General features: G+C 66.3%; 13 protein-coding genes. 7 read left to right on the top strand and 6 right to left on the bottom strand.

What is annotated here, in order from left to right; genetic code table 11:
• The 6 genes from hutG (at nt 1) to B5M41_RS20950 (ending at nt 6,301) form a co-directional block, all read left to right on the top strand.
• Complete coding sequence (hutG, locus tag B5M41_RS20975) at nt 1-801, top strand: N-formylglutamate deformylase (protein ID WP_134652309.1); 801 nt, start codon at nt 1-3, stop codon at nt 799-801.
• 16 nt (nt 802-817) lie between these two features.
• The gene (gene hutU / locus B5M41_RS20970) at nt 818-2,494 is read left to right on the top strand and encodes a urocanate hydratase (RefSeq protein ID WP_134652311.1); all 1,677 of its coding nucleotides are present in this window, start codon (nt 818-820) and stop codon (nt 2,492-2,494) included.
• Nucleotides 2,494-3,084, top strand: coding sequence for a HutD/Ves family protein (locus B5M41_RS20965; RefSeq protein ID WP_134652313.1), 591 nt, complete (start codon nt 2,494-2,496; stop codon nt 3,082-3,084). The genes hutU and B5M41_RS20965 overlap by 1 nt, the downstream gene beginning before the upstream one ends.
• Before the next feature lie 96 nt (nt 3,085-3,180).
• Nucleotides 3,181-3,957 carry an ABC transporter substrate-binding protein gene (locus B5M41_RS20960; RefSeq protein ID WP_134652315.1) on the top strand — a complete coding sequence of 259 codons (777 nt, stop codon included), beginning with the start codon at nt 3,181-3,183 and terminating at the stop codon, nt 3,955-3,957.
• A gap of 182 nt (nt 3,958-4,139) precedes the next feature.
• The gene (locus B5M41_RS20955) at nt 4,140-5,096 is read left to right on the top strand and encodes a LysR family transcriptional regulator (RefSeq protein ID WP_134652317.1); all 957 of its coding nucleotides are present in this window, start codon (nt 4,140-4,142) and stop codon (nt 5,094-5,096) included.
• Nucleotides 5,097-5,176: 80 nt separating this feature from the next.
• On the top strand, nt 5,177-6,301 hold the full coding sequence (locus tag B5M41_RS20950) for an NAD(P)/FAD-dependent oxidoreductase (RefSeq protein WP_230640267.1): 1,125 nt from the start codon (nt 5,177-5,179) through the stop codon (nt 6,299-6,301).
• 36 nt (nt 6,302-6,337) lie between these two features.
• On the opposite strand, the gene secD is transcribed toward B5M41_RS20950, so the two are convergent.
• The 4 genes from secD to B5M41_RS20930 form a co-directional block, all read right to left on the bottom strand.
• Complete coding sequence (secD, locus tag B5M41_RS20945) at nt 6,338-8,866, bottom strand: protein translocase subunit SecD (RefSeq protein ID WP_134650959.1); 2,529 nt, start codon at nt 8,864-8,866, stop codon at nt 6,338-6,340.
• A gap of 105 nt (nt 8,867-8,971) precedes the next feature.
• Nucleotides 8,972-9,394 carry a hypothetical protein gene (locus B5M41_RS20940; RefSeq protein ID WP_134650958.1) on the bottom strand — a complete coding sequence of 141 codons (423 nt, stop codon included), beginning with the start codon at nt 9,392-9,394 and terminating at the stop codon, nt 8,972-8,974.
• A gap of 139 nt (nt 9,395-9,533) precedes the next feature.
• Nucleotides 9,534-12,998 carry an ATP-binding protein gene (locus B5M41_RS20935; protein WP_134650957.1) on the bottom strand — a complete coding sequence of 1,155 codons (3,465 nt, stop codon included), beginning with the start codon at nt 12,996-12,998 and terminating at the stop codon, nt 9,534-9,536.
• A 1-nt stretch (nt 12,999) separates the two neighbouring features.
• Nucleotides 13,000-14,268, bottom strand: coding sequence for a metallophosphoesterase family protein (locus B5M41_RS20930; protein ID WP_134650956.1), 1,269 nt, complete (start codon nt 14,266-14,268; stop codon nt 13,000-13,002).
• 227 nt (nt 14,269-14,495) lie between these two features.
• Here B5M41_RS20930 and B5M41_RS20925 point away from each other — a divergent pair, with 227 nt between their 5' ends.
• Nucleotides 14,496-14,990, top strand: coding sequence for a MarR family winged helix-turn-helix transcriptional regulator (locus tag B5M41_RS20925; protein ID WP_134650955.1), 495 nt, complete (start codon nt 14,496-14,498; stop codon nt 14,988-14,990).
• 110 nt (nt 14,991-15,100) lie between these two features.
• Here B5M41_RS20925 and B5M41_RS20920 read toward each other — a convergent pair whose 3' ends face one another.
• Nucleotides 15,101-17,293: an esterase-like activity of phytase family protein gene (locus tag B5M41_RS20920; RefSeq protein ID WP_134650954.1), complete on the bottom strand. Its 2,193-nt coding sequence runs from the start codon at nt 17,291-17,293 to the stop codon at nt 15,101-15,103.
• Between the two features lie 164 nt (nt 17,294-17,457).
• Nucleotides 17,458-17,733: a DNA-binding protein HupB gene (hupB, locus tag B5M41_RS20915; protein WP_023516583.1), complete on the bottom strand. Its 276-nt coding sequence runs from the start codon at nt 17,731-17,733 to the stop codon at nt 17,458-17,460.
• Between the last annotated feature and the right edge of the window lie 59 nt (nt 17,734-17,792).

Here is a 17,792-nt window from a genome sequence, read left to right as displayed (position 1 = left end):
ATGGCCGTATTCGAGACCCACCAAGGCAACGCGCCCGTCATCCTCGCCTTCCCGCACACCGGCACCGACGTGCCCGCCGAAATATGGGAACGCCTCAACGACAATGGCCGCCTCCTCGCCGACACCGACTGGCACATTCATAAACTCTACGACGGCTTGCTGCCCGCCGTGACGACGGTGCGCGCCACCTTCCACCGCTACGTCATCGACGCCAATCGCGACCCTGCCGGCATCAGCCTCTATCCCGGCCAGAACACGACGGGCCTCATTCCGCAGACGGATTTCGACGGCAAGGCGATCTGGAAGGACCGGCAGGCGCCGACAGGGGCCGATATCGCCCTCCGGCTTGCCGGCTTCCACGCGCCCTATCATGCGGCGCTTGCCGCCGAGATCGCGCGCGTCAAGGCGATCCACGGCGTGGCTGTCGTCTACGACTGCCACTCGATCCGCTCGCTGATCCCCTTCCTGTTCGAAGGCCGGCTGCCGGATTTCAACGTCGGCACCGATATGGGACGGACCTGCGCCAAAGCCATCGAAACGGCGACCTACGAGGTCTGCGCGAAGGCCGATGGTTATACCAGCATCCTCAACGGCCGCTTCAAGGGCGGCTGGACGGTGCGCCACTACGGCAGGCCCGAAACCGGCGTGCACGCCATCCAGATGGAACTGGCGCAGATCAGCCACCTCGCCAGCGAGGCCCCGCCCTTCGCCTATGACGAGGACAAGGCCGCGCGGCTGCGCGTCCACTTGAAAGACATCCTCCACCGCATCGCGGCGCTTGCCGCCACCCTTCCACGCTGACCCGGGAGCCGCAACCATGACCGACAATCCCCGCCACAACATCCGCACGGTCCGCGCCGCCACCGGCACCGAGCGCACCGCCAAGAGCTGGCTCACCGAAGCGCCGCTGCGCATGCTGATGAACAACCTCGATCCCGATGTCGCGGAAAACCCGCACGAGCTGGTCGTCTATGGCGGCATCGGCCGCGCCGCGCGCACCTGGGCGGATTTCGACAGGATCGTCGCCTCGCTGCGCGATCTCGAGGACAACGAGACGCTGCTCGTGCAGTCGGGCAAGCCGGTCGGCATCTTCCGCACCCACAAGGATGCGCCGCGCGTCCTGATCGCCAACTCGAACCTCGTGCCGCACTGGGCCACCTGGGACCATTTCAACGAACTGGACAGGAAGGGCCTTGCGATGTACGGCCAGATGACGGCCGGCTCGTGGATCTATATCGGCAGCCAGGGCATCGTTCAGGGCACCTACGAGACCTTCGTGGAAGCCGGCCGCCAGCACTATGGCGGCAATCTCAAGGGCAGATGGGTGCTGACCGGCGGCCTCGGCGGCATGGGCGGCGCCCAGCCGCTCGCCGCCGTCATGGCCGGCGCGTCCTGCCTTGCCGTCGAGTGCAACCCCGATTCGATCGAGTTCCGCCTGCGCACCCGCTATATCGACGAGAAGGCCGAGACGCTCGACGAGGCGCTGGCGATGATCGACCGCTGGACGAAGGCCGGCGAGGCCAAGTCCGTTGGCCTGCTCGGCAACGCCGCCGAAATCCTGCCGGAAATGGTCCGCCGCGGCATCCGCCCCGACATGGTCACCGACCAGACCTCCGCCCACGACCCAATCAACGGTTACCTGCCGAAGGGCTGGACGATGGCCGAGTGGAAGGCCAAGCGCGAAAGCGACCCGAAGGCCGTCGAAAAGGCCGCGCGGGCTTCCATGCGCGAGCATGTCGAAGCCATGATCGCCTTCCAGGACAGGGGCATCCCGACCTTCGACTACGGCAACAACATCCGGCAGGTCGCCAAGGACGAGGGCCTGGAAAACGCCTTCGCCTTCCCGGGCTTCGTGCCGGCCTATATCCGCCCGCTGTTCTGCCGCGGCATCGGGCCGTTCCGCTGGGCCGCGCTGTCCGGCGATCCCGAGGACATCTACAAGACCGACGCCAAGGTGAAGGAACTGCTGCCCGACAACGAGCACCTGCACAACTGGCTGGACATGGCCAGGGAACGCATCGCCTTCCAGGGCCTGCCCGCGCGCATCTGCTGGGTCGGCCTCGGCGACCGCCACCGCCTCGGCCTCGCCTTCAACGAGATGGTCCGGAACGGCGAGCTCAAGGCGCCTGTCGTGATCGGCCGCGACCACCTCGATTCGGGCTCCGTCGCCTCGCCCAACCGCGAGACGGAGGCGATGAAGGACGGCTCGGACGCCGTGTCCGACTGGCCGCTGCTCAACGCGCTGCTCAACACCGCCTCGGGCGCGACATGGGTGTCGCTCCACCACGGCGGCGGCGTGGGCATGGGCTTCTCCCAGCATTCGGGCGTCGTGATCTGCTGCGACGGCACGGGTGAGGCCGCCGAGCGCATCGGTCGCGTGCTGTGGAACGACCCCGCCACGGGCGTCATGCGCCATGCCGATGCGGGCTACGACATCGCGCTCGACTGCGCGAAGGAAAAGGGCCTGCGCCTGCCGGGCATTCTGGGCAACTGATGGCGAGGCTCTTGCGCAACGCGGATCATCGCCGCATGCCGTGGAAGAACGGCGGCGGCGAGACGGTCGAGGTGATCGTGCATCCGCACGGCGCCGGCCTCTCCGATTTCGGCTGGCGCGTCAGCATGGCGACGGTGGCGAGCGACGGGCCGTTCTCCCTCTTTCCCGGCATCGATCGCACGCTTGCGGTGCTTTCGGGCGACGGCATGGCGCTGTCCATCGAGGGGGTCGGCGACCGGCTGCTGACGCCGGCCTCGCAACCGCTGTCCTTCCCCGCCGATGCATCGACGACGGCCCGCCTGACGGGAGGCCCGATCACCGACCTCAACGTGATGACCCGGCGCGGCCATTTCAGCCACACCCTCTCGCGCCATGCCGTGAACGGCAGCTTGAAGCTTCCCGCCGCTTCAGGAACACGCCTGCTCATGGCGCTCGATACGCTCGGCGTCGCCACACCGGACGGCCTTATCGGCCTCCAGCCGCTGGATGCCCTTCTGCTCGACGACAACATGCAGATCGAGGTGATCCCGGTCAGCGACGAGGCCGCATTCTACGACATCCGCATCCTTCCCGCCGTGTCATCCGCATAAGCTGAAATGATAGCTGACATCATGGCTATCTATTTCGTTTATGCCCGAGCGCGCGCTACCGTTACGCCAGGTCACAAACACAACAGGGGAACGACCATGAAAAGAACGCTGCTTGCGCTGGCTCTCGCCGGTGCCGCCTTGATTAACGGCCAGGCTTCTGCCGAAACGCTGAAGATCGGGACCGAGGGCGCCTATCCGCCCTTCAACTTCCAGGATTCCACCGGAAAGCTCGGCGGTTTCGATGTCGAGATCGGCCTTGCGCTCTGCGAGAAGATGAAGGTCGAATGCGAGGTGGTGGCGCAGGACTGGGACGGCATCATCCCGGGCCTCATCGCCAAGAAATACGACATGATCATCGCGTCGATGTTCATCACCGAAGAGCGCAAGAAGCAGGTCGCCTTCAGCGATCCCTACTATCTTGCCGCCATGACCCATGCCGCGCCCAAGGGTGCGGGCATCACCGACTTCACCAATGAGGGCATGAAGGGCAAGACGATCGGCGCACAGTCCGGCACGACCCAGGCCGATTATGTCGCGGCTGTCTATCCCGATGCCGATATCAAGCTCTACCCGACACAGGACGAGGTGAACCTCGACATGGCGAACGGCCGTCTCGACCTTCAGGTCGGCGACATGATTCCGCTGCTCGACTGGGTCACCAAGAACGAGGACGGCAAGGCCTGCTGCGAGCTCATCGGCAAGCCGATCACCGATCCGAAATTCGTCGGCGAAGGCGTCGGCATCGCCGTGCGCCAGGACGACAACGATCTTCGAGAGAAGCTCAACGCCGCACTCAAGGCGATCCGCGAGGACGGCACCTACCAGAAGATCAACGACAAGTACTTCTCCATCGATATCTATACGATGAAGTGAGCATGAGGGGCTTTGCAGCCCCTCATCCGGCCTGCCGGCCACCTTCTCCCCGCAGGCGGGGAGAAGAAAATATGTGGCACGGCTTTCCGACCTTCTACACGCGATGCTGCAGCGGAATGAGGGCAGCCCGCCCCCACGGGCAAGCCCCTTGCCTTCCCCCGCCCCGCCGTCCTAGCTAGGGCATGCCGATCAATCGCCTCGAACGCTTCGCCCACAATCTCGACTGGAACCTGCTGCGCACCTTCGTCGTGGTGGTGGAGGAAGGCTCGATCACGCGGGCGGCGAACCGGCTTCTTCTGCAGCAGCCCGCCGTCAGCATGGCCTTGAAGCGGCTGGAGCAGTCCGTCGGCCACCGGCTCATCGACCGGAGCCCCGGCCGTTTCGAGCTGACGGAGGCCGGCGAGCGGCTGCACGATCTCTGCCACGACATCTTCACCGCCATCGTGCGCCTGCCCGAGGCGATGGAGACCTCCGGCGAGGACATAGCGGGGCACATCACCATTCATTCCGTCAGCCACGCCATGAACCCGGCCTGGGACCGCGCCATCGCCGATTTCTTCCGGCTGCACCCGCGCGTCACGGTGGGCGTGACCGTGGAGACGACGACGGACGTCATCCGCTCGGTGGAACGCGGCGTCGCGACGCTGGGCCTGTCGGACGGGATCATTCCGCCCGAGCTGGAAAAGACGCCCTTCTGCACCGAACGCTATGCGCTCTTTTGCGGCCGCGGCCACCGGCTGTTCGGCGTGCCGGATGTCCGGCTGGAGGACCTGCGCGGCGAACCCTATGTGAGCTTCCTTGCCGACGTGCTCGGCGGGCCGCATATGGGACCGGTAACGGCGGTGCGCGCCATCGGCTCCTTCGGCCAGCAGGTGCGGGCGCTGGCCTTCAATGTCGAGGAAGTGCTGCGCCTCGTGGTCGCCAATGCCGGCATCGGCATGCTGCCCTTGCACCTCACGGGGCCGGCCGTCGCTGCCGGCGATCTCTGGCAACTGCCGCCCTATGACGCGCTACCGGTCGCGGAGACGTTCCGCATCACCAATCCCGGTTCGACGCTCAACCCGGCCGAACGCGCCTTCCTCGCCCATATGGCGGATGTGCCGGCGTGGCATTGGGGCGAGCCGCATCAATCCGGCTGATATCCACCTTCACATCTATAAATTTGAAGAATGCCGACGGCTTGCTTACGGCTTCCCGTATTCGAACGCTGGAGGACGGCATGCAGACTTTCGACATCGCGATCATCGGCGGCGGCATTGCCGGCCTTTCGCTTGCCCATTTCGTCAGCCCGCATCGCTCCGTCGTCGTGCTGGAGCAGGAGGAAGCGCTCGGTTACCACAGCACCGGACGCTCGGCTGCGGAATTCACGCTGCGCGACAACCCGCCCCTGGTCAACGCGCTGGCGCGGGCCAGCCATGCCTTCATGACGGCGCCGCCGGAGGGTTTCGCTCCGGTTCCGCTCCTTATCGCCCGCGGCAGCATCCTGATTGGCACGCACGGCAAGGAGGCCCTGGTCAAGGCGCGTTTCGAAGAGGCCAGCGCGCTCGGTGTTGCCGTCGAATGGCTCGACGAGGCCGCCCTGCTTGCCCGTGCGCCCATCCTCGACCCGGCCTATGTCGCCGCCGCCTACTTCGACCCCGATTACTGGGACATCGAGGTGGATGCGCTGCTGCAAGCCTATGCGCGACACGCGCGCCATAACGGTGCCCGGATCCTTGAGAAACGACAGCTGACATCGGCCAGGCGGACGGGGGCAAGCTGGCTGATCGAGACGAATGAGGAAACGATCCGCGCCCGCGTTCTGGTCAATGCGGCGGGCGGCTGGGCCGATACGGTCGCCGGTCTCGCCGGCGTGGCGCCGATGGGCATCGTGCCCCACCGGCGCACCGCCATCACGGTCGACCTGCCGGCAGGGACCGATGCGAATGCGCTGCCGGAGATCAACGAGATCGAGGACACGTTCTACCTCAAGCCGGAGGGCGGCCGCCTGCTCGCCTCGCCCGCCGACGCCACACCCTGCGCGCCCGCCGATGTGCAGCCGGAAGAGCTCGATATCGCCTATGCCGCCCACTATGTCGAGGAAGCGACGGCGCTCGACGTGCGGCGTGTCTTCAAGAGCTGGGCCGGCATGCGCAGCTTCGCGCCGGACCATCTGCCGGTCGTCGGTTACGCCAGGGATGAGCCCGGTTTCTTCTGGCTTGCCGGTCAGGGCGGCTACGGCATCCTCACGTCGCCTGCACTCGGCAGCCTCGCCGCCGCGCTGCTGACGGATCAGCCCGTACCGGAACCGCTCGTCCGCGAGGGCATCGGGGCCGAGACGTTCAGCCCTCGCCGCTTCCCCTGAAACGAAACGGGCGCCTCGAGGGCGCCCGTTCTGATTTTAGGCTTCCGCGGCCGGCGTGCCGGCCGTCCTCGTTGCGCTGCGATCCTTCCAGTAGCGGTTGAGGAACAGCAGGATCGGACCGCCGATATAGATCGACGAGGTCGTCGCGACGATGACGCCGAACAGCATCGGCCAGGCGAAGGGCTTGACCGTGTCGCCACCCCAGATCGCCATCGGCAGCAGCGAGGCCGCAACGGCAACCGAGGTGAAGATGCATCGCATGACCACCTGGTTGATCGACAGATCGATCAGGTCCGAGAAGGGCATCGTCTTGTATTTTCGCATGTTCTCTCGCATGCGGTCGTACACGACCACCTTGTCGTTGACCGAGTAGCCGATCAGCGTCAGCACCGCGGCGATGGCCGTCAGGTTGAAGTCGATCTGCAGCAGCGCGAAGAAGCCGATCATCTTGGTGATATCGAGGATCAGCGTCGCGATGGCGCCCACCGCGAAGTGCCACTCGAAGCGCCACCATATGTAGATCAGGATGGCGACCATGCCGAGGCCCACGGCCAGGAAGCCGGAGCGGGCAAGCTCGGTACTGACCGTCGGCCCAACCACTTCCGTCCGCTCGAAGCTGGCATCCGGAATGACTTCCGCCACACCGTCGCGGATCTTCTGCAAGGCTGCGGTCTGCACTTCCTCGCCGCCCGGCTGACGCTGGACGCGCACGAGGACCGACGTGCCCTGGCCGAATTCCTGCAAGGCCACTTCGCCGAGGTTGAGGCCTTCCATCTTCGAGCGCAGCGGCCCCAGATCGATCGGCGTCTTCGACGTCGCCTCCACCTGAATACCGCCGACGAAGTCGATGCCGTAGTTCAGGCCCGGCGTGAAGAACAGGACGATCGAGCTCGTCGAGATGAAGGCCGACACGGCGATCGCGATATAGCGGCCGCGCATGAAGGAGAAGGTCGGCATGCTCCAGGTCTTGCCGAAGATCGAATGGATCTCGATCTTCTTCATCTTGCGCCAGATGACCGCCTCGCGCATCAGGAAGCGCACGAAGGTGATCGAGGTGAACATCGAGATCGCAAGGCCGATGATCATGGTGATGGCGAAGCCGCGCACGGGGCCGGAGCCGAACATGAAGAGCAGGACCATGCCGACCATGGTCGTCATGTTGCCGTCGACGATGGTCGCATAGGCCTTGTTGAAGCCGACGTCGAGCGCCTTCATGGCGCCGGCCCCGCCCGCCGTTTCCTCTCGGATACGCGCGTTGATGAGGATGTTGGCGTCAACGGCCATGCCGATGCCGAGAATGATACCGGCGATGCCGGGCAGCGTGAGCGTCGAACCGAGCAGGCCGAGCAGGCCGATCGTCAGGATCGTGTGCAGCACGAGACCGAGATTGGCGATGAGGCCCCAGGAACCGTAGAGCACCTGCATGAGCACGACGACGGCGGCAAGGCCCGCAAGACCGGTATAGAGGCCCATGCGGATCGAGTCCGAGCCGAGGTTCGGGCCGACGGTGCGCTCTTCGATGATGGTGAGCGGTGCGGGCAGCGCGCCCGAACGCAAGAGCGCCGAAAGCACGGTGGCTTCCTGCGGGTTGAAGTTGCCCGAGATCTGGCCCTGGCCGCCGATGATCGGCTCGCGGATAACGGGGGCGGTCAGCACCTTGCCGTCGAGAACGATGGCGAAAGGCTTGCCGACATTGGCCTGCGTGATTTCAGCGAACTGGCGCGCACCGGTGGAATCGAAGCTGAACGAAACGATCGGCTCGCTCGTGCGCTGGTCGAAGCCGGCCTTGGCATCGGCCAGACGGTCGCCGGAAATGGCGACACGCTCTTCGACGGCGTATTTGTTGTTGTCGTTGGCGCCGGGCAGGATCATCACGCCGCGGGGTGCAACGCCGTTCGGATCCACGGTCTGGTCGACCATGTGGAAGCTCATCTGCGCGGTCGAGCCGAGCAGCTGGCGAAGACGCGTCGGATCCTGGAGGCCGGGCAGCTGCACGAGAATGCGGTCGCCGCCGACACGCTGGATGAGCGGTTCGGCAACGCCGACCTGGTCGACGCGGCGGCGGATGATCTCGAGGCTCTGCTCGACGGCAGCCGACATGCGCTCGTTGATGCCCGCTTCCGTCAGCGTGACGTTGATCACCTGGCCGCTGGTCGCGACATCGATATCGGAGGAACCGGTGCCGAAGCCGAGGGTCGATGTCGGGGTGGCGAGCTTGCGCACTTCCGGCAGGACCTTGTCGAGCGCGGCCTGGTCGGGCAGCGTCACGGTCAGCGTCGTGCCGTTCAGGCGCGCGGCGGAGGCGCGTTCGCCGGCCGTGCGCAGGATGGCGCGCGTATCGTTGAGCAGCGCATCCATGCGCGCCTTGCGCAGCGCTGCCGAATCCACCTCCAGAACGAGGTGCGAGCCGCCCTTCAGGTCGAGCCCGAGGGTGACGGGGTTGGCGGGCAGGTAGCGCCCGTATTTCGCCTGCTGTTCAGGCGTCAGCACGTTCGGCACGGCCGCAAACACCCCGAAGAGGATGAGAAGGGTCGAGACGATCAGTGCCCATTTGGACGTTTTCATCGGTTTGTTCCAGTTCGACTGCCGGAAAGGCGCGACTGGAAGCCGGCGCCGTCCGTGGGAGCGGTATTGTATCGAATGGCGCGGCGCGACAGGCGCCACGGGGCCTCAGGCAGCACGGGCCGGAGGCGCACGGCTGCGGAAGGCGGCGTGGCCGGCGCGTGCCGGTGCCACATCGTCGGCAGCCTGAAAAACCACATCGAGTGCGGTTTCGAAGGGATAGAGCCACGCGCCGCCCGCCGACAGCAAAGCCTTGCCGCCGGCATCGCCCTCGGGCAGGCCGGCCTTGGCCTTGGCGGCCCGCCGCTCGGCATGGCCGCTCGCGGGGAACCACAGGTCATCGGCGGAGGTGGAGAGCGGCGACGGCGCGACGCCGCCCTCGGCGGCGGTCCGTTGCGGATGCGCAGCCGCACGCGTGTCGTCAGGCAGGGAAAACTGCGAGAGGAACAGGGTGAAGAACAGCACGAGGAAGCCGACGGGTGCAAAACCCCGCTCCCAAGCCGTCCAGTCTTTCCCGTTCCTGATGGTCATGCCTGTCCGTGTTTCTCCACGCAGTGCGGACGCGAAGCAGGCTTCGCAGCGGCGCCGATGGTGCGCCAAGAACCATTTACGGCCCGCCAAGTCAAGTTCGCGGCCTTAACCCTTCGTTGACGATTGGACGTTTCAGCCTTCACAATTCATGGATCGTGACATCCGGGCAGGCTTCGCGCGCGAGATCGCGCAGATGCTGGTGGTGGGTGAGATAGATCACCTGCCCGCCCATCGCCATGTCACCCATCACCCTGAGCGTGTTCAGCGCGCGGCGGTCGTCGAAGGTTTCCATGATGTCGTCGGCAATGAAGGGCACGATCTCACGGCTGGCGGCAATCTCGTGATAGCCGGCGACGCGCAGCGCCAGATACAGCTGGAAGCGCGTGCCCTTGGAAAGATCTTTCGCGAGTTTCGAGCCGCCGGCGGCGGCATTCACCACCAGGAACTCGCCGTCCTTTTCCAGCACCGTGGACAGCCCGGCATATTCACCGCCGGTGATATCGCGGAACGTGTCGGAGGCCCGCTGCATCATCGCGCTCCTGTGACGTTCGCGGTACAGCCGCAGGGCCTGCTCGGCCGCCATGATGCCGGCGCGGGTCGCCAGGTACCGGCGGGATTTCTCCGCAAGCTCGATCAGCGCGGTGCGCCGCCGTTCCTCCAGCGCCGCCGCCGCGTCGCTGCCGGCGACCTTTGCCAGCGCTTCCTCGGCCCGCACGCGCGCCAGATGATGCTCCTGCACCTCGCTGTCGAGCGCATCGAGCTGTACGGCGAGATCCGCCTTTTCCGCCTGAAGCTGGTCGCCGTCCACCGCCGCCAGCAGCGCCTCCGCCTCATCGACCGTTTCGGTGTGCATCTGCTCCACCAGACTGCGGGCGGCGTCGGCGACATGGGAGAGCACATCGTCGCGCTGGCGATAGGCTTCGAGAAGGCCGGCCGCCTCCGCAAGAGTGTCGCAGCCGAGGAAGGCGAATATCTCCGAGAGGCGGGCGGCGAGCACGGCGCGCCGCTCCTCCAGCGCCCCCGCCTCCTCCGCCAGCCGCGCCAGCGTCTGGTCGATGGCCTCGCGCCGCTCTCGCGTGCTGCGGGCATCGGCGAGGCGGCGGGCAAGCGCGGCGACGACGGAAAGACAATCGTTCGCGTCGAAGGGTTCGCCGAGACGTTCGGCGAGGCCGCGGGCACGGTCGGCGTAATCCTGCTGATCGCGGCGCATGGCGGCGATGCGGTAATCGAGCTCGCCCTTGCGCTCGATGTTCTGGGCGAGCGCCTGCAAGGCGGGCAGCAGAGCGGCCAGCCGTTCCGGGTCGTCACCGGCCGCATCGCCTGCAAGCCATGTGCCCGCCACGTCCGCATTCCAGTCCTGCTGCCATGCCAGAAGGTCGGCCGCCGCTTCCTCCGCCGCCAGCCGCCGCGCCTCGACGTCGGCCTGCGCCCGCTCCAGGGCATCGGCGGCGGCCAGCCGCGCGGCGTGCGACGCGCGAAGCGCCTCCAACCGGTCCTCGGCCAGAACGAGAAGCTCATCGAAAGGGATCTCGGCCGCGTCGACGCCGAGCATCGGGGCCAGCCGCTCGGAAAGGGCCTGTGCCTCCGCGCCGACGAGGTTTGCCTCAACCCTGCAACGGGCAAGGTCGTCAGCCGCCTCCAGTGCCGCCGTCCGGCGATCCAGCCATGCCAGCACCTCGGCCGGCGACAGGCTTTCGGCGAGCCCCAGCCCGCCCGCAAGCGCGGCGATGTCGGCCTCGACATCCCGCTGCCCCTGCTCCAGCCGCCCCGCCTCCTCCATGAGAACGGCAAGGCGCGCGGATGCTTCCGCCCCGGCGCGCTCGTGCAGGCGGATCTCGGACAGGCGGTCGGCGTTGCGCAGGCGCAGCTCCGCCGCGCGGTCGTCATCGCGCATCGCCGTCTCGAAGGCATCGGCCGTCGAGGCGTCGAGGCGCGCACGATGGGCGTGCCAGGCCGCATCACGGGCGGCGCGCAGGCGCTCGGTCTGCTCGTCGCTCACCGCACCGGTCACGGCCAGCAGCGCGTCGAGCTTTGCCCTGGCCGAGGCAACGTCCAGGCTGGCACCGGCGATCTGCTCCTGCTGGCGGCGCAAGGCTTCGGCCGCGACCTCGCTGCGCTTGCGCAGGGCATCGACATCGCCGGCCGCGGGAACGGCAAGCCGCCGCAAGGCCTCCGGCGTGCCGTCCCAGGGCAGAAGATGCGCCATGGCGTTTTCCGCCTCCTGCCCGGCGACGGCAGCGAGGCGACGGGCCGCGCGCAGCCGCCCGGACAGGTCGTTGGCGCGCGCAGCGCGCAGCGCGGTCGCAAGCGTGGTCTGCAACGCCGCATCGGTGCCGGCTTCGCCTTCGAAGGCCCCGGCATCCCCGCCCAAGGCCTCCAGCGCCTTCTGCGCATCCGCATGTTCGCGCTTCGCCGTCCCGGCACGCTCGGAAAGCGTTGCCCGGCGCGACAGACGTTTCATGAGCCGGTCGGCGAGACCGGCGGGCAGCACGAGATCGGCCGGATCGGTATCCGGCGCGAGCGTGAGCGCGGCGAGCGCATCCGCCATCGTCGCCTCCAGCCGGTCGCGATCGGCCTCGCGCGCGGCAAGGTCCATGCCGGCGGTGCGGAAACGGGCTTCGAGCGCGGAACCCGACAGCGCGAGAATATCGGCCTCGGCATGCAGGATCGCGTCATCCTCCGGCAGGGCATCGCGCTCGTCGCCGTTCCTGTGGCGCTCGCGGTCCAGATGCTCGGTGCGCGCCGCGATCTCCGCTTCCTCCCGCGCCAGCTCGCCCAGCAGGTTGCGCCAGCCCGGCGGCGGCGATTCCCCGAGGTCGAAGGCGGCCAGCTCGGCCCGCAGCGCGCGAAGACGGCGCAGTGCCGGCAGCGCGCCCAGACTGCGCTCCACCTCGACCAGCGCGCCACGCAGCCTGGTGCGGGCCGCCGTCGCCGTCTCCAGCCTGTTGGCAGCGGCGTCGCGCTCACGCAAAAGCAGGCCGTAATCACGGGCGGCGACGTCGAGCACCTTGCGCTCGGCCGCCAGCGCCTCGATCTCGGCCTTGAGGTTGGAAAGACCGTGCTTGCGGCCGGACGGACGATAGAACTCGTCGGCCTCGGCCTTCAGCCCCGTCAGCGCGGAGGCCATGTCGGACAGGCCGGAACTGGCGGAAAACAGCATCGCGCCAAGCTCGCCCTCGCTTTTCAGAATGTCCTCGCCGCCCTTCTCGATGCTCTCGTCATCGAGCGAGAACATGGTGCGGTAGGCGTGGCGGTCCATGCCGCCGAGCACGGAGGCAAACAGCCCATCCGGCAACGGCCGGTCGTCGGCGGTGACGAGCGACGCCTGGTTGCGCTTCAGCCGGTAGGCTTCCTGCTGTGAAGCGCCGATCGACAGCAAACCGCCGACGCGCATCAGCGAATAGGGATGCAGGAAGCCGTAGGCGCTGGATTTCTCGATGCCGAAGAGCAGGTCGAGATAGGCGGAAAACAGCGTCGACTTGCCGGCCTCGTTGGGACCGTGCACGAGATGGAAATCCGGCTTGCCCGGCCGTGTCGCGCCGAAATCGAGACTGCGGTCGGTGAACTTGCCGTAGCGAATGAGATCGAGGCGGTCGAGGCGCATCCTATGTCCTCCCGCCTTCGCCGCCGAGGCGGGCCAGCACGGCGTCTGCCCCCGTCAGCGCCAGTTCGGACAGCAGCGCCTCCTCGGCCGCCTCATCCGCGGCAAGCAGGCCGCGCGCCTCCTTCGGCAGCTGGCGCAGGAGATCGCTCAGCGCCTCGCGCAGGTCCTCGCGATAGGCATGGCTTTCCACGACATTCTCATGCATCAGCCGCGAAAGCTCGCCCACCGGCCCCGCATCGCCGCCGGTCACGGCAGCCGGCACGGTCACGGAAAGCTCGACGGTCTCGATCCAGCATTCGCCGAGCGAGGCGGCGAGGTTCTGCGCTTCGGCAAGCAGCAGGTCCTCGTCGCGGCGCAGGCGCCAGGCGAGCGGCGTCGCCCCCGTCAGGAGCAGGCGCGCGACGAGATGCGCGCCACCGGCCGCCGCGCGCGCCGCGCCCAGTGCGGCCTCCACCCGGTCGAGCATGCCGCTCCAGTCGTCGATTGCGGAGAGATCGACTGTGACGCGCTCGAACACGGCGACGGCAACGGCGCGCTCCTCGCAGGTGATCGTGCCGTCGTCATCGATATCGACGAGCGTGACGCCCTTCGGCCCGGCTTCGTTGATGTCGCGGCCCTGCGGATTGCCCGGCATGACGATCCAGGGCTTTTGCGCATGCACCCGCCGCTGGTGGATATGGCCGAGCGCCCAATAATCGAAACCATGCCCCGCAAGATCGGCAATGCCGACCGGCGCATAGGGATCGTGGCGGCTGGCACCAGCCAGGCTGGTGTGCATCACCCCGATGTTCACGGCGTCCGTCACCGGTGCGCGGTAGGTCGGCAAGAGCGACGCCGGCGCGTGCGGATTGGCGAAGCTCACACCATGCACATGCACCTCGCGGCCGTTCGAGAGCGTGCCCGCCAGCACCGGCCGGCCGCGGCCGTCGAAAACGTGCACATTCGGCGGAAAGGTCAGTTCGCGGGTGATCTGCGATTGCGCATCGTGGTTGCCGCGAATGACGAAGACGCGGATGCCGGCCAAATCCAGCCTGCGCATCTGCTCCATCAGGAAGAGCGCCGTCGCCATGGAGGTCTGCGAACCGTCATAGAGGTCGCCGGCGATCACCACCGCGTCCACCGCCTCCCCCAGCGCCAGATCGACGATGCGTTCGAGCGCCTTGCGCGTTGCCCCGCGCACGAGGTCGCCGAGCTCGGCATTGCGCAAAGCAAGCGATGTCAGCGGCGAATCGAGATGCAGATCGGCGGTGTGGATGAAGCGGAAAGACATGGCCGGACAATCGCCTCCGCGTTCCGCGGGGTCAATGCCCGCGGTGGCACCGGCGGCGTTATGCAGGGGAAATCATCACGTTACCGCCAGGCCGGGAAAATCCTCGAAAAGCGGCATTTTACCTGACCGTCCGCATTTACAGCCATCGTTCAATATATATGATCAAATTATCCGAAAAACTTCGTGATCATTTGACATGGTCCCTCATAATACCTATATTTCCCCTCATGAGTAGCACGATAGAAATCTCCCAAGGCATGTTCAAACTCTACCATCAGGTCAGCCGCCTGGTGAACGAGTGCATGATGGACGAAGGCGTGTCGCTCGCCCGCAGCAAGTTCCTGCTTCTTCTGGAATGTCAGGGCCCCCAGCGGTCGACGGATATCGCCTGCGCGCTTGGTTTCGCACCCAGGACGGTGACGGAAGCGATCGATGGTCTCGAGCGTGACAAGCTCGTCATGCGCGAGCCCGATCCGAAGGACCGCCGTGCCAAGATCGTCTCGATCACGGATATGGGCCGCACGGTCATCTCCGCCGCCCAGCAGCCGCAGCACAAGACGATCGAAGCCATCTTCAGTGCACTGACCGAAGACCAGAAGCAGCATATGAAGGAAATCATCCGCTGTCTCAGCGAGAAGACCGAAGAGCTGCAACGGGAAAGAGACAAGCGTGCCGGCGATCTCGACGCCGCACCCCAGCGTTCCCTGCAGGACGCCGTCTAGTTTGAACATCATGAAAACCGAAAGGCCGGGATCGAAAGACCCCGGCCTTTTCTTTTGGGTCCGGCCACCCGCCGCCTCCCCTCCGGAGAGACAGCGCCGGGTCGCCCTGCTTACATGGTGTTGATCGGCCCGATGCCGAAGAACAGCGTCTCACCGGAGGAATCGTCCACGCCGTCATTGTCGGTGACGACGAAGCCGTTGCCGGCGGCGTCGATGGTGAAGCCCTCGACCTTGTCCACGACATAGCCGTTGGTGGCCTTGAGGTCGGGAATGAGGTCGCGGACCTCTTCCTTCTTCACGACCGGCAGGTCACCGCCCAGCTTGGCCGGCTTCAGGTCGGCAAGCGCCACGCGGAAGAGCTTCTTCAGCTTCGCGGCCTGTCCGACCTGGTTGTCGCGCTCGATCACATAGGCGTAGTCGCCGCTGGCGGTGATTTCCGACAGGCCGACCCAGCCGGCTTCGGCCTTTTCGAGCGGGTAGCGCACCGCGCCCCATTCCTTGGACGACGGCTTGTAGGAGACGAGCTTGACGAAGCCCTTCTCGTCGTCGCCCCATTCCCGCTGCACGGCCATCCACATCACCGTGTCGTCGCCTTCGCCGACGCTGGTGATGCCCTCGAAGCCGAAGCGTTTTTCATGGGCGCGCAGCTCCGCGGGAATGGCGATTTCCGTCTGGATCTCGCCCTTGGCGTTCACGTTGATGATGGCATGGCTGTAGAGCTTGTCGGCGTCGCCCTCGTTGGCCAGCCAGAAGCCGCCCTCGCCGTCGGGCGTGATACCTTCGATGTCGAGTTTCTGCGCTGCCGCGCCGTTGCGCGTTATGCGCAGCGCGTCGACGATCTTCGCCGGCTTCGCCGTGGCGTCGATCGTGAAGATGGTCGGCTGCGAGGCGTAGAAAGAATCGTTCACGGCATACACGAAGCCCGGCTTTCCCGGCACGGGTGCAAGGCCCGATAGCGCGCCGAAGCCGATCAGTTCGCCGTCCTTTTCCGTCGAGACCAGTTGCGGATAGGCCGCCTCGCCTTCCCCGCGCTCGTAGATCATGACATGCGAGCGCGCGCCGCCGTCCTCGACCAGATCGGCCTCGTTGGCCGTCACGAACAGGTTGCGTGCCGGAATGGCGACGGCCCCTTCCGGTGCGATGCCGGAGGGCAGAAGCTGGAGAAGCGCGGGCTCGCCGCCGGTATCCTTGTAGACGCCGACGATGGAGGCGCGTTCGGCCAGCACGAAGAACAGGTTGTCCTCGCCGAACCTCGCCGCTTCCAGGCCTTCCGGTTCGATGCCCTTCTTGTTTCGCTTGTCGGGATAGTGGCCGATCTTCACGATCTCACGCTCGAAGGCCGCGCCATTCTCGTAGAGAACCTTGCCCTGCTTGTCGAAGATGGTGAAGCCGCGCGCGCCGCCCTTCCAGTCACCCTCGTTGGCGACCACCAGGCGGTCGTCGTCCAGCCACTTCACGGCGTCGGGCTCGCGTGCGACATCCTTCATCTCGCCGGTGAATTTCAGCGCGCCGTCCTTCTTGGTGTCGATACCTTCAAGGTTGACGGTGCCGGCGGAGAAATGGCTCTTCACCGAGCCGGTCCTGGCGTCGACGACGACGATATGGTTGTTCTCCTGGAGCGTGACGGCCACTTCGTCCAGGCTGTTGAAGGATACGAATTCCGGTTCCGGATCCTCGCCGCCGACTTCGGCAAGCCCGGCCAGGTCCACGCGCTTGAGCGAGCCGCAATCGACCACGCCGTCCTTGACGGAGAGGAGCACCAGGTCGCCGGCCGGCATCTGCGGCAGCGCGCCGTCGTTCACGTCCTCGTCACGCTCGTTCTCGATGGCGATGGCGGCGATCGTCTTGTCCTTGTTGAGCGCGATGGAGTCCGGCTGGCCGCCGATATCGCAGGTCGCCTCGACGGTCTTCGAAGCGAGATCCACCTGGGCCAGCACGCCCGAGGGATTGGTGTAGCTTTCACGCGTGTTGACGGCGACGAGCACCTTGGCGCCGGCCACGGTCACCGACGTCGGCTCGCCCTCGAGCCTGACGGAGCCGCCGGCCTTCGGCGCCTTCGCATCGGTGATATCGACGAAGCCGATCGCCTTGTTCGGGCTGTCGGAATAGACCAGCGTGTTGCCGTCCTCGGTCGCGGCGATGATCTCGGCCGAGGTGGGCGTCGCCGTGTCGGCGCCGTCTGGCAAATTATCGGCGACGGCAAAGGAAGCGATGCGGTTGAAGACGGGCTCGGCGCTTGCGGCCGGAGCCACGGATGCGGCCAGCACGGCTGCCAGGGCGGCGGTGAGCGAACGGGTTTTCATGGGATCCTCCGGAATCCGGTTGAATGGAACCCGGCGGTTCTGCGGCCTTCCTGTTACAGAGACATGACAGCCCGCAAATAAAAAGGGGCCCGGACGAACCGGACCCCGACCCTGAATGTCAGGTATTGCGGCGGAGTGGATAACCGCTCTGCCCGACCTGAGGATCAGCCGTTGACGGCGTCCTTCAGGCCCTTGCCGGCCGAGAACTTCGGCACGTTGCGAGCCGGGATCTCGATCTCGGCGCCGGTCGAAAGGTTGCGGCCCTTCGAAGCTTCACGACGCGATACGGAGAAATTGCCGAAACCGACGAGACGAACGTCGCCGCCGTTCTTGAGTTCGCCCTGGATGGTTTCGAATACGGCGTCGACAGCCGATGCTGCATCCGTCTTCGACAGGCCCGACTTTTCAGCGACCGCGGATACGAGTTCATTCTTGTTCATGTTTCCACCCCTTTCATACGGTTTGAAACGACTCATACAAGTCGGGGGCAGAATACGCA

The organism is Shinella sumterensis (assembly GCF_004514425.2).
In the GTDB taxonomy this organism is placed as follows: domain Bacteria; phylum Pseudomonadota; class Alphaproteobacteria; order Rhizobiales; family Rhizobiaceae; genus Shinella; species Shinella sumterensis.
The sequence above is the reverse complement of the archived record's forward strand: the minus strand, read 5'-3'. Positions and strand labels throughout refer to the sequence as shown.